The organism is Streptomyces uncialis (genome assembly GCF_001905345.1).
In the GTDB taxonomy this organism is placed as follows: Bacteria; Actinomycetota; Actinomycetes; order Streptomycetales; family Streptomycetaceae; genus Streptomyces; species Streptomyces uncialis.
The window spans coordinates 1473293-1486262 of the sequence record NZ_LFBV01000001.1 but is presented as its reverse complement, the minus strand read 5'-3'; the positions used below and the strand labels follow the sequence as shown (position 1 = coordinate 1486262).

The following is a 12970-nucleotide window of genomic DNA, read 5'->3' as shown; positions in this document are numbered from 1 at the left end:
CGGCAGCCCGCACGGCACCGTGCACAGAATCCCGTCGAGACTTCTGCGACGTCCCCGTCCCTGCAAGGGCGCTCACGCCAATCCCGCACGCCCCCCTGACGCACCAGACGCCTGCGCACGGCCGAGGTCACCGGGGTCTGTTCCGCGCCCAGGGCACCGGCGCCGGCAGGGTGCGGAATTCCGGCTGATCCATGGTCCGCAGCGCGTCGCCGTACCCCGGACCGCCGGCGTCGCCGAAGGCAACGGCGGTGCTGGTCATGGTCACATCGAGGTCGGCCTTGCAGGCCCGGAACTCGTTCGCGCGGGACAGGAAGCACTGCTCGACATCCTCGAACCCGGGAGAGCGGTTCCGCTCAGCTCGCGCACAAACGCGCCCATGCCGTGCTCCTCTCGTCTGCCCCGGAGGCGCCCCTTCCGGGACACCGGAACAACCTAGCCGCGCCCCTGGCAGGAACAGAGGGCGGAAGAGGCCAGGAGGAGAAGGCGCGGAACGCCCTCTTGCCACAGAGCCCGCAGGGGCCGCTCGCGGCCGGATGAGATCCCCTGTATGAGGCCGGTGGGACACGGGAGAAGCATGGGTACGGACGCACAGGCCACGTCCCCTGTCACCCGACCCGGAGCAGTGTCCCGCTCCGCGAGATCGCGACCTTATCCGGCCATCGCGTCCCACGGCTCACCCGCAGGCCATGGCCAGGAGTGCCCCCAGAACGGCAGTGCGAACACAGGCCCGTCCACCGCTCCAGCGATGCAAACGCTCTGCCGGATGAGCACACGAGTTGATGACTCCCCGGAGCGGACCGGGGGTCGGGCCTACGGGAGACCGAGCCGTCGGCGCAGCTCAACCTGATCCCCCTCGGCTCCCTGCCCGCCGGCGCCGTCCGCACCAGTAGCAGCCCCGCCGGCCCCGACCCCGCCGACGACAGCGGCGTCGCCAACTGCACCGTGCTCACCGGCCTGATCACCAACGTCTGCCCCACCCGCACGTCCCTGGCATCCGCTCTCCCCACCACGGGAGAGCGGACGCCGTCGCATCCTCCGCAAGAACCCGGACTTCAGCGCACGAACGGTCAGCCCGCACAGAAACCACCGAGGGGCCGACAGCACGGTCCCGCCCCCACAGCGGACACCACGGGAACCAACTCGGGGCTCCCTGGGACAGCGGAGACGTATGGGCAAGGCGGCACCTCCGGAAATCGAATGCCTCCGGGAGTCGAATGAAGGCGAATTAATGTTCTATCGGGGTTTCTGTGTTCCGTTACGGGAACGCATCCACCGCTTATGCACATCGAGGTGACCCCGATCAAGACTGCGTGGAGAGACAGGAGATGTGCCTTTGGGTCAGATGTGCTCCCCGTGAGCACGTGGCGGACTCGGGGGGGGGGGACGTTCCGGTGGTCAGAGAAATAAAGGCCGTTTCACGGTCCTGGATAAGGAGCAGCGATGAGTACAAGTCCCCCTCCGGTCCTGCCTGGCCTTCACAGTGTGCAGAAGCTCGACTGGCCGAGCGCCCGGGGAACGACCTTCCTGAGTTACAGCAGTGACCAGATTCGGGCCACGTCACGTGTTTTCGTATCGGCATTCGAAGTCGCGGCGGGGAAGCCGCACACGGGCGCCTCGGGGGGCTTCATCGTGGAGCAGGTGACCCCGTTCGACGGTGGCGTCCGAATCAAGATTCGCGTCGACCATGCGAACGCCCTCCCGATCGGCACCAACATCTTGGTGCTCAACTAGGAGGACGGTCCAAATAATTGCATTCCGGACAGTTCCCTTCGAGCAGTGGCCGCATTGAAGGGTGATCACCCAGGTCGCCTATCCATCTCGCGGCACCTGTGTTCTGGGCGGGATCGACATAGCCATAGGGGCTCCCCAAGGGCCGGAAACTCTCCTGGAGTTTCCGGCCCTCTTCACGCGAGGGCACCGATCCCGGGGCCGCGCGACACCGGGCTGAGTGGTCGTCGGTGTCGTGCGGAGTTCGGCAGGCCCGGGGTGCCGCTGCGCCGCCGACGTCGCCGGGTGGATACGACAGGCGCCGGCGCCCGTGCCGCACTCGCCCTTCGAGGGCCCGCACGGCCCCCGCAGCCTTCCCCTGGGACCGGCGTCCTCCGGTCCCAGGGGACACCCTGGACGGTCGCCAACCAACCGCACGCCCGCGCTCCCTCACCGTCCAGGCCCCTCCACGAGGGCGCCCACGCCCTGGTCCGCGACCCCAAGCGGAACTCCCACCCTTGGGCGAAGGCCCTGCCGACGGTGTGCCACCGCAGGAACGTCGCTGGCATCCACAACGCCCTGACCGGCCTCGCCGCCGAACCACAGCGACGCCGTGACCCCGCTGTCGCACCCGGTGCACCGCGTCAGATGCCCCGCACCGACCGGGACGGGACCCGCTGACCGCTACCGTGCCGGTCCGGCGCCGCTTTCAGCGTGGGGTGGGCTCTTCGTGGGGTTCCGGTCCTGCGGTGGTGGGGATCGGCTGTCGGCGCGGAACGCGAGGACGGCGATGTCGTCGGCTCGGTCGTGGGGCGGGGGGAGCAGCGTGTTGACGAGTTCGGTGAGGGGTAGGTCGGGGTCGCAAGCGAGGGTGGCCTGGTCGGCGAGGTGCCGCAGGCCGTCGGAGATGTCGGCGCCTGCCACTTCGACCAGTCCGTCGGTGTAGAGCAGCAGGGTGTCGCCGTCGGTGAGTTCGTGGGTCGAGTGCCGGCGCTTCACGTCCGGTGCGACGCACAGGGGCGGATCCGGTGCGGGCGAGCCGTGCAGGTAGTTCGGCGGGCCGTGGGCCGGGATCAGGAGTGGTGGGGGGTGTCCCGCGTTGGACAGGGTGACGCTCCAGGCGTGGTTCGCGGTGGGGCGGAGCACGAGGTGCAGGGCGGTGATGAGGGGGGCGGTGCTGACGCCTTGCAGTACGTGGTCGAGGCGGCTGAGTGTGTGTGCGGGGCCGGCCGGGCCGTCTGCGTAGGCCAGTGCTCTGAGCATGCTGCTGGCCTTGGTCATCTGGGTCGCCGCGTCGAGGTCGTGTCCGGCGACGTCGCCGATGGAGAGGGCGATGGCGCCGTCCGGGAGGACGATCGCGTCGTACCAGTCGCCGCCGATCTCCGCCGTCGTGCTGGCGGGCTGGTAGACGGCGGCCAGTTCCGCGCCGTCGACGGGGGGCGGGGTGGTGAGGAAGGACCGCTGGAGGACCAGGGCGGTGTGGCGGACGCTCTGGAGTTCCAGGGTGCGGCGCAACGGGTCGCGGACGCTGTGGAGGACTTCTTCGAGCAGGCCGAGTTCGGCTTCGTCGGGCGGCGGGTTGCCGAGGCAGGTGGCGGCCGCGGCCAGCGCCACGGTCTGTTCGTCGAGGACGACGGGCACGATGGCCAGGCTGGTGGCGCGAGCCTGGGCCATCCAGTCGGCGGACGGGCCTGACACCAGGGCTCTGGGCGGTTCGCCGGGTGGGAAGGTCACCAGCTTCGTCTGCCGGCTGTCGACCACGGTCTTTGCCAGCGGGCCGAGCGTGAAGTCGTCGGCGAGCGGCGGGAGGGGCGGTACGCCGGGGGCGAGCGCCCTGCGCGCCCTGGTGGCGTGGAGGGCTTCGGTTCCGGGCCGGGCGTGTTCGGGGTACCTCAGTTGGAAGACGACGAAGGCGTCGACGAGATCGGGGACCACGGCATGGGCGGTGGTGGCGAACGCTTCGCGCAGGTCATGGGCGGAGGCGGCCGCCGACGCGCGCTTGAGGAGACGGTCCCGGGTCTGCTGGCGCCACTGGTCCTCGGCGTCCGCCACGGTGCCGATCCACTCGCGGAGCTCGCCGTGGCGCAGGACGGGCACGGCGATGATCCTGATGTGCCGGTAGCGGACGGGGTCCCCGGCTTGGCGGATCCGCGCCACGGCGTCGAGGAGTGCGTCGCCCCGGGCCGTGGCGGCCCACTGCCCGGCGAACCAGTCGCGGTCCTTGGGGTGGACGGCGTCCATCCAGGCGGGACCGGGCCGGCGGGGGTGCCACAGGCCGCCCCCGGTGTCCCCGAGGCTTCCCACCAGGGCCGAGACCTCGCCCTGCGGGGTCATCCGCCAGACCACCTGCGGCACGGCGGAGTGCAGGGCCTCGTACCGGGCCAGGTCCGCGTCGTGATCCGCCGAGGCCGCCGCGACCACGGCGGTGCTGCCCGGCTCTTGCGGCACCTTGAGCGCGAGCAGCAGCACGGATGCCCCGTGCCGGGAGGTCACCGGCAGGCAGCTCACCGCCCAGAAACGATGCCCTGGAGGCCCGTGGGCCGTGACCCCGGCCGCGTCGAGCAGCGCCGGGGAGCGGTCGGTCCCGGCCCGGTGCAGTGCCCGCAGCACGGGGCGCAGCCCGGCGCCGGCCAGGGCGACACCGGCCTCCTGACCGTTACGCCAGAGACCGAACAGTTCCCGAAAGGCCCGGTTGCGCTGCACCAGCCGGTACCGGGGGCCGGTCAGGAGCGCGGCGGCGACGTCAGCCTCCTCGAAGCTCTCGAACTCGAACATCGGCTCGCCCTTCCCGACCCGCTGACCGCCCCACAACGATGATCCCCCGGCACCGCGCCCCGGGCATGTGCGGATCAGCTGATCCGCGCCCCGCGGCTACCGGCCGGAGAGTCGCGGCTGCGGTGGCCGCCCCGTCCGGCCGTCTTCGCTGCGGCTGCCCGGCAGCGCCGCCGAAGCGCCCCCTGCCCAGCCAGGCCCCCTCCGTACCCGGCGTCACTGTGCGTGGCCATCCGGCTCTCCTGGCCGGGGCCGGGGCGTCGGTCCCGCGCTCGTGGGCGAGGTCGTCGGCGTGGGGCCGGTCCCGGAGCCGCCCACTCCGGACCGGCACGCTGGGGGGGCGGGCAGCCCTGCTGTGCGCGCGGGTGCACGCCAGGGGCGCGTGGGGGCAGATCAGCGCCCTTGTGGAGGCTGGTGTGTCGGGGGAGCCTCGGAGGAGGCCGCGCTCCTTGCCGGTCTCCCGGTCCCCGGGGGCGAGGGACAGCTCTGTGCCGGCTCCGGCCGTCTGTCCCTGTGCCGGACCGGGCTGTCACCAGCCGGCCCGCACCTGCCGCACCGGGGAGTCCGGTCCTCGGGAGACGGACGCGGGGGCGCACGATCGAGGAGAGATCCTTGCTGTTACGTTCCACTTTCCCTGTCCGCGAAATGTCCCGGTTCGCCGTCGCGCTGACGGTGGCCGCGGGATGCCTGATTCCCCTGTCGGCGTCCGCCGCTCCAGCACCGGCTTCCGCTCCGGGGCGGGCGGCCGCGGGGCCGGTCCACGCCTACGTCGCCAACACCGCCGGCGATTCGGTCTCCGTGATCGACACCGCCACCCACACCGTCACCGACACGGTTCCGGTCGGGGACGCGCCCCGGTCGGTCGCGCTGTCCCCGGACGGGACACGGGTCTACGCCGCCAACGACTACTCCGACTCGGTCTCCGTGATCGACACGGCCTCGAACACGGTCACCGCCACAGTTCCGGTCGGGGACGGGCCGTTCTCGGTGGCGGTGTCCCCCGACGGTGACCGCGCCTACACCGCCGACTTCCAGGCAAATACGGTGTCGGTGATCGACACGGCGACGAATACGGTGACCGCGACGGTCCGGGTCGCGAGGAGTCCGCAGTCGGTGGCGCTGTCCCCGGACGGGGCCCGCGCCTACACCGCCAACTTCGGCGCGAACTCGGTCTCCGTGATCGACACCGCGACCAACACGCTCACGGACACCGTCAGGGTCGGAAACGGTCCGGCGTCGGTGGCGGTGTCCCGGGACGGGGCCCGCGTCTACACCGCCAACTCCTTCTCCAATTCGGTCTCCGTAGTCGACACCGCGTCCAACACCGTCACCGGCACGGTCGCCGTCGGGGAGGGGCCCCGGGCCGTGGCCGTTTCCCCCGACGGGACCCACGCCTACGCCGGCAACACCCTCGGCAAGACGGTGTCGGTGATCGACACCGCCGCCAACACGGCCACCGGCACAGTCACCGTAGGTGATGGCCCTCGGGGCGTGGCCCTGTCCCCGGACGGCGCCCGCGCCTACGTCGCCAGTTCCTTCCCCAACACGGTCTCCGTGATCGACACCGCGACCGACGCCGTCACGGACACCGTTGCCGTCGGACGCTCACCCTCGTCGATCGCGGTCGGCGCTCTGCCGCCCCCGGTCGCGGACCTGGCCGTCGCACTCACCGCGACCCCGGTCCCCGGCCTCCTCAACGGCCGCATCGACTACACCCTCAACCTCACGAACAACGGACCCGATCCGCTGGACGAAGCCACGGTCACCGCCACCCTGCCCGGCTCCGTGACGGCAACCAGCCCGGACTGCACCCCCACCGCGGGCAAGGTCACCTGCACCCTCACCGGCCTCGCCCCCGGCGCCAGCGCCACCCGTGCCTTCACCATCCGCGTCGCCGCCCTCAGCCTCGGCCGCCCCTACACCGTCACCGCCACCCGCACCGCCTCCGCACCCACCGACCCCAACCCCGCCAACGACACCGCCACCCGCACCTGCACCGCCACCACCAGCCTCAACATCACCTGCAACTAGCCACCCGCCCAGCCGGGCCCGTACGGCCCCGACGGCGCGTACGGGCCACCGGGCGTCCACGGGGTGACGCACGACAAGCCACCCCTCGGAAAACCCCGTTCAGCACAGCCGACAGCGGCAGAACCCGCGACACTCCGTCGGCACCGGGCTCGGGGGTCTCCGGCCATCACCAGGTGCGCCTCTCACGGGCGGCGGCGTCGAGGCCGCGAACAACCTGGATGCGCGGCCGTGAGCCGAAGCCGCAGACGACCGGGGCCGGGATGCCGCGCGGCGAGCCGGCTCTCGCGTCGAAGAGGGCGTGCCCCCGTCGGCAAGGTCACCTCCGACGGCACACACTCCGAGGAGACGATCGGCTGGATCGCCGCCTACGCCTGACCAGATTCCCGCGTCGGGCTGCGGACGGTGGCCGTTCGCAGCCCAGCCGGGGCCCCTCTCGCACTCACGAGGCACGGGACCAAAATTCGAGATGTCCGCGGACTTGTGCATTAGTGACATGCATTGTCACCAGTGGCACGCGGAGTAGCCGACGCTGAGCAGCACAAGCACATTGCGCCGCCGCCGCGCCTCCTCGAAGGCGTCGGGCAACCAAGGCCACCAGGCGACCGGATTTTCTGCGTGCTGAAGCAGATAAGGCGAGGTCACACCAGCCAACCGGTTCATACGGCCTCGCTTGGCCTAATTGCACTTGTGAGCCATCACGTGGCGGGCGGCTACCGCCCCCGGAGTCGGCGTCCGCCGCCCGTCTGCCCGAAGTGTGGGAGTTCGGCCGCCACGAGCCGACCCGGCAGCGGTGGACGCTGGCCCGCCACAGCATCAGCAAGCCCGAGAGATCGCCCACGATCGACGCGGAGCCGATCTTCTTCAGGATCGGCTTGGGAGACGCGGTGTCGACGGCGTCATGGATAGAGCCCTCCACCGCCTATTGCTCGTCCACGGCCGCCCGACGAAGAGGTACCGAGAGGACGCTCGGGCCTGGCCATTCCGTGAGGCGCGTCTTCAACGACTCCGCCCTCCTCAGTGGAAACAGCTGGAACCCGGTCAGGCATGGGAGGTGATCCGCGTGGCCGTACCCTACTTCGGTCGCACCAAGGGCCCCGCTGACACGGGGAGAAGGGAGCCGGAAATCTCGGTATGTCCAGCCCATCCCTGCGGTGGGAGGGAGCAGGGAAGGGCAGCGTACCGCTCAGGTCTTGCGAACAACGTGCAGGCCTCGCGCGGAGTTGTAGGCGATGGGCCCCTGTTTCGGCCCGCCGACGCATCTACCCCCGTCATCGAAGACGATCACATGCCTGTTCCGCAGTGCCCGGCCCTCGGAGAACGGGGGCCATTCGGAGACCGGCGGGATTTGTCTGAACCAACTGGCCGGAAGGCCGAAAGTATTGAGAAGCAGGTTGCGCTGCTGGGCCCTGTGAGCCTCGATGCTTTCCTGATCGCCTTGCGCGCTGTGGTCATCGAGGTCGGCGGGGATGTTGCCATCGATGTCATAGCTGTGGGACGGGCTCCCGTCGTCGGCATAGCGGCGAAAGAGGACGATCACGCTCGTGGTGGGTTCCCCCATGCGCGACCGCGCCGCCAGTTCTCGGGTGCCGTCGCTGCCCCGGCCGTGTGCTTCGCCGCTCTTGAGGGCCTCGACACCGGTCGGCTCTCCGTCGAGGCCGTAGGGGTGCAGGGCGCGGACGTAGGCGGTGTTGTCCTGATCGCCGAGATCGTCCGTCCACCGCTCGTGGGTCGCGCGGAGCAAGGAGCCGATGGGCGTCACCGGAAAGGGCGCCGGGTTGTAAGCACGCTCGATCAGAGAGGCACCATCACGCATGGCGTCGAAGCAGGCGGTTCCGTGCCTCCGTTCCGGGTTCGGTTCGTCCGCGTGGAGTGGGCATGACGACGGGGCGGTGACGAGGCCGTGGAGGAGGTACCAGGACATCGCCAGCGCGTAGGGCGCATACACGTGGGCGTCCTTGTTGCCCGGAGCCGCCGGGGTGCCCAGGGCGCCATCGACGGGGACCCGCACAAGGGGGAGACCGTCCGGGCCGGGCAGATGGAGGACGGTCATCCGCGCATCGCGCATTGAGGCCGGGCGACCTTCCTGGTTGGGTGCGTGACGGTGAAGACGCCCTCGGCGCTGGATGAGCAGATCGACCGGGGCCAGGTCGGTGTAGAGGCGGTCGAAGTCCAGGTCCAGGGACTGTTCCAGCAACTGAGTGGCGATGACGAGAAGGCGCTTTGGTCGGGCGGGGTTGCGCTCGCTGCGGTCCTTGCCCGGCCCCAGCGTTTCCCGCAGCGATACCTCCCGGACGAGGCGGATACGGGGCAGCATCTGCCCGTGCAGGAGAACGATCTCCTCGCGCCGCCAGCCGTGCTTCCCGGCCAGCGCGAGAGCCTCGGTCCAGAGGTCGTGGGCGGAGTCGACCCGGTTGCGGATCACCGTGATGATCCCTCCGCCTGCGGCCTCGCGGAGAATGAGGTCGGCAAGTTCGGCTGGGCCTGGGTCGGGGGCGAGTTCCACACAAGTGTGGTGCGCTGCGGGCTCCTCGTCCGGTCGCACGCAGGTGACCCGCCCGTCCTCGTCGACCAGGGTGACGGGCCCGTTTGTCCGGAGTGCACGTGGCTGGGTGCGGTGGCCGCGGCACCAAGCGTCGACAAGAGCCTGCCGGGTGACGGTGGGCAGCGTGGCGGAGAGCACCACCACCGAGGCTCCGGCGTCGGCGAGCCAGGAGATCGCCGCCTCCAGCAGCCGCTCCTGGAACAGTTCGTACGCGTGGGCCTCGTCGATGATCACCGTCTTGTTGGCCAGGCCGAAGAGCCGCAGGAACCAATGCTCCGACGCCTGGGCGGCCAAGGTGATCTGGTCCACGGTCCCGATGCCGAACGGGGAGAGCAAGCCGCGGCATCTGCGGAGGTACCACGGGTCGAGGACCGGCCGTCCGCACGTCTCCGAATCCTGCGCGCAGGACAGGGTGTCTTCGATGAACGGCAGTGTGTCGGCCACGTGTTCGTGTCCGCCCCCGCGCCTCCCTTCTCCGGCATCGAGCAATTGGTGAACGGCCGAGGACGCTTCCGCCGTGCCGTGGACGATCGCCAGGTTGGCGTCCGTAGGAGTTCCGAAGGCGTGGGTGAGAAAGGAGACGTACTCGGCAGCGGCCTGATCGGTCGCTGAGCGGGTGGGCATCGCGACGTACAACCCGTGATAGCCGTTGACGCGGGCGAGATGGTGGGCGTACCAGAGGGCAAGGCTGGTCTTTCCCGACCCGGTGGCGCCTTCCACGATGACCAGTGCGGGACCGTCGGCGGGCGCGGCCTTCATGGCGGTCGCCTGGAAAGGACGCGGTCGAGGGGTATCGGGGAAAAGCCCTGCCCACTGCGCGGGCCCGGGGTCCCAGGAGTGCAGCCGCAGCTTCCGCACAGCGGCGTCCGCCTCCTTCCGCGACGCGTTCCACCACCGCTCGACGGGCTGGACGGGAAGCCGGTAATGGAAAAGCGTCTCGTCGGAGGCGATCCAGTCGGCCATGACGACCAGACCGGCGAACAGGGGTAGATTCGCCGGACGTTCGAGGCAGGTTCGCTGCGGCAAGTGCTCCAGATCGACACCGAACAGGCGCGCGAGGGTATCGATCATGTGCCGGTAGTAAGGCTCCCAGTCGTCAGCCCGGGCCGCGCGGGCCGCCCGGTGGACGGTGTCGAGGTGGGGGATATGGCCGTGATGGCCGCCCAGCAGCAACGCCATGGTGTGGAGCCCGGGAAACGTGGGCCGTCCCGCACCTCCGCAGTGCCCGCACCGGCAGCCGAGCAGACGCGGCAGATGATGGGCGGTGATGTGCTGATGTCCAGCCCGGGGGGCCATCCCCGACTCCGGCGGAAGCGGCAGCCCCGCCCGGCGCGCCGTCGCACGCCAGGCCCTTCCCTCCTGTCGCAGTTGCCCGCGATCCCACCTGCTCGTACCGAACCGGACGAGGAAGCAGGCGGACGCCTTGCCCAGGTCGTGCAGGGCGGCGTAGAACATCGCGTTCCGCCGGGCCACCGGCTCCTCCCCGGCCCCCAAGGCCTCGGCCAGCCGGTCGCGTACCGGCCGCGCGAGATAGTTGTCCCACAGCTCACCTGTGATGGCACCGACATCGAGCATGTGCGCGAACAGCGGGTTCCAACTCGCCCCACCACGACGGCCACTGACACCGCGCCGATCCGTCTTGCCCCAGATCAGTAACCACTCGGGACCGACTTCTCGAAAATCCCTCATCCGATCACCCCGCTGCTGCTAGCGTCCGACTCATGCACTCCGCCCAACCCACAACGACATACCGAGGTTTAGATAATTCATCTGATCCGGCATGGCGGTGGGATCCACGCACACAAGCCTGCCAGCTGGCACTGACACTGGATGAAATCTCTGGCAGGACCTCGTTCCGGGCGATGAGCCTGGTGGAGCTCCTTCGCAACGCGGACCGGATTCCTGCACTGGCAGGCTTGACGCCTGGCGAGAACGTCGCCGTCTTCGAGTACCTGACGGCGATCCTCTACGCGTCGGAGCACGTCCCCGAATCGCCCAGGGAGTGGCGTCGCTGGGTCGAGGACCGGGAGTCACTGGAACCGGCGGCAGACTGGCTGGCCGGTGAGCCGGACGACCGCTGGGATCTCTTCCACCCTGACCGGCCGCTGGGTCAGAACGCACAACTTGCCCCATTTCTAGAGAAGTACGGGGTGGGGCACGCGCAGCTCGTCATCGAACGCGCGGGCGACTACAACCAGTTCTTCGACAAGTCCCACCTGCACGACCCCGATCCGATGCAGCCGGACATCGCGTTCAGGGCGATGCTCACCCAGCACACCTACGGCCTCGGTGGCCGGGCGATGGCCAAGGCGAGCTGGATGGGACCGCAGTTGACCTACCAGGCCGTCGCGCGGCTCGGCGGCCGCATCCGCGTGATCGCAACGGGGCAGACGCTCGGCGACACACTCCGGCTGAACCTCGTTCCCGGCAGGGACCGGCGGCCTACCTTCAACTACTCCTGGACGGACGGGCGGCGGCCCCGGCGTACCTTCCGCTCCGGGAAGGAGCCCCGTCTGCCCGACGGCCGGGCGGACCTGCACTCCTTCCTCGGACGGTCAGTCCTGTTGCGCCCCGTCCTCGTCGACGGCCGGGTGATGGTGGACCGGGTGCTCCTGGCCGCAGGAGAGCTGCTTGCCCCGCTGCCCCCGACCTACCTGCAGGACGCGGCGCTGACGCGGACGACGAATTACGAGGGGCCTCTGCGTCCGAACGCCGAGCGGGCCATCTGGCAGGAGGCGCACGCGCTCTACGCGGCGGCCGCCGACCGGACCAAGGGGGCTGACCTGTACGACCGCCTCGCCGACCTGCCCGACAGGACGGTGAACCTCTGGGCGGTCGGGCTCATCTCCCGGAAGTCCGCCGCCAGCAAGTGGGTGTCGGACGCGTTTCCGTACACACCGGGCCTGCGGGTCGACCTGAAGTGGGCGTCCGACGAAGGATCGGCGATCTGCGAGTACGCGGCGAAGGCGCTGTGGGCGGCGGCGGCGACCGCTCGCGAGGCGGCGTACCCGAGCGCCAAGCCTAAAGACCGCGCCCCGCAGATCGCCCGGTTCAACGGGGCACGGGACATGTGGGCCGGAGCCGCCGCCTCCTTCCATGCGCTGCTCGACTCCGTGAACGCCGGCCGGCGCCCCGACGCGGGACCGCTGGAAACGTTCGCACGGGAGATCAGAGCGTCGACGCGCAAGGCTCTGCGCTCCCGCCTGGCCTCGCTGCCTCCCGGCGAGCGCGGAATGCGGGCACGGATCCTGTCCGAGGCAAAGCTCAAGACCATGCTGACGGCTGCGAAGTGCCCCGACCATCTCAGGGGAGACCCCGATGACTGATGCCCAGCTACCCCCGGAGCTGCAGGCCCTCATCGGCGAGGGTGCCGACAGCGCGGCCATGACGTCCGAGGGCCCGCCCCCTGTGGAGCGCCCTTCGTCCGAGCGGCTCAGCCGCTATCTGTGCCGCCTGGTGTGGACGCACGACACCGGTGCGCTCGCCGATCTGAGACGGCCGGAAGCCCTGACCGAGCCGAGGCTGATCGCCGCGAACTACGCCGCGGAGGAGGAGCAACGGCTCGTCTACGAGAAGGTGGCGTTCCTGTTCGCGCGCTTCCACGCAGGCCGGAGCAGGCCGCTTCCGGGCTCGGGCTCCATGGGCGGCTCGCTCCGCCGTATCGGCGGTCCGGGCGGCCGGGGTCCCAAGGACTCCGGGGCGACCCGTCTCCTCGACAGGCTGGTGGCCTCGCACGAGCTCCCCCTGCGGCACCTGCAGCACGCGATCGAGCGCGCCCGCGCCTGCGACGTGACACCCCCGTCCTGGGCGCGGCTGGCGGACGACCTCACGGAGTGGCGGTCACCCGGCAGGTCGGTCGCCTATGACTGGGCCCGCGACTTCTACACCCCCGTTTTCCCTTCGAAGAGGAACGACTGA

The 12970-nt window shown here is 70.3% G+C and carries 7 protein-coding genes and 1 pseudogene; 4 read left to right on the top strand and 4 right to left on the bottom strand.

All coding sequences use genetic code 11. The annotated features are described in order from the left end of the window. Positions 1-127: 127 nt before the first annotated feature. Positions 128-259, bottom strand: coding sequence for a hypothetical protein (locus AB852_RS41295; RefSeq protein WP_281257685.1), 132 nt, complete (start codon positions 257-259; stop codon positions 128-130). A gap of 1223 nt (positions 260-1482) precedes the next feature. On the opposite strand from AB852_RS41295, the gene AB852_RS06420 reads away from it, so the two are divergent. Continuing rightward, the gene (locus AB852_RS06420) at positions 1483-1731 is read left to right on the top strand and encodes a hypothetical protein (RefSeq protein WP_143201184.1); all 249 of its coding nucleotides are present in this window, start codon (positions 1483-1485) and stop codon (positions 1729-1731) included. A 660-nt stretch (positions 1732-2391) separates the two neighbouring features. On the opposite strand, the gene AB852_RS06415 is transcribed toward AB852_RS06420, so the two are convergent. After that, positions 2392-4482, bottom strand: a complete 2091-nt coding sequence (locus AB852_RS06415) for a SpoIIE family protein phosphatase (RefSeq protein WP_073784421.1) — start codon at positions 4480-4482, stop codon at positions 2392-2394. A gap of 642 nt (positions 4483-5124) precedes the next feature. Here AB852_RS06415 and AB852_RS06410 point away from each other — a divergent pair. Next, complete coding sequence (locus AB852_RS06410) at positions 5125-6510, top strand: beta-propeller fold lactonase family protein (protein ID WP_073784419.1); 1386 nt, start codon at positions 5125-5127, stop codon at positions 6508-6510. A gap of 504 nt (positions 6511-7014) precedes the next feature. Here the strand turns inward: AB852_RS06410 and AB852_RS06405 are convergent. Beyond that, positions 7015-7170, bottom strand: a pseudogene (locus AB852_RS06405) (DUF255 domain-containing protein); the annotation flags it as partial. A 523-nt stretch (positions 7171-7693) separates the two neighbouring features. Continuing rightward, the gene (locus tag AB852_RS06395) at positions 7694-10741 is read right to left on the bottom strand and encodes a CRISPR-associated helicase/endonuclease Cas3 (protein ID WP_079184328.1); all 3048 of its coding nucleotides are present in this window, start codon (positions 10739-10741) and stop codon (positions 7694-7696) included. A 32-nt stretch (positions 10742-10773) separates the two neighbouring features. On the opposite strand from AB852_RS06395, the gene AB852_RS06390 reads away from it, so the two are divergent. Then, on the top strand, positions 10774-12378 hold the full coding sequence (locus AB852_RS06390) for a type I-E CRISPR-associated protein Cse1/CasA (protein WP_079184327.1): 1605 nt from the start codon (positions 10774-10776) through the stop codon (positions 12376-12378). After that, a complete protein-coding gene (gene casB / locus AB852_RS06385) occupies positions 12371-12970 on the top strand; it encodes a type I-E CRISPR-associated protein Cse2/CasB (RefSeq protein ID WP_079184326.1) in 600 nt (199 codons plus the stop codon). Before AB852_RS06390 ends, casB begins: the two co-directional genes overlap by 8 nt.

Coding starts and splice junctions, on each gene's coding strand:
- casB (WP_079184326.1), top strand. CDS start 12,371: ATGACTGATGCCCAGCTACCCCCGGAGCTGCAGGCCCTCATCGGCGAG.
- AB852_RS06415 (WP_073784421.1), bottom strand. CDS start 4,482: ATGTTCGAGTTCGAGAGCTTCGAGGAGGCTGACGTCGCCGCCGCGCTC.
- AB852_RS06395 (WP_079184328.1), bottom strand. CDS start 10,741: ATGAGGGATTTTCGAGAAGTCGGTCCCGAGTGGTTACTGATCTGGGGC.
- AB852_RS41295 (WP_281257685.1), bottom strand. CDS start 259: ATGACCAGCACCGCCGTTGCCTTCGGCGACGCCGGCGGTCCGGGGTAC.
- AB852_RS06390 (WP_079184327.1), top strand. CDS start 10,774: ATGCACTCCGCCCAACCCACAACGACATACCGAGGTTTAGATAATTCA.
- AB852_RS06410 (WP_073784419.1), top strand. CDS start 5,125: ATGTCCCGGTTCGCCGTCGCGCTGACGGTGGCCGCGGGATGCCTGATT.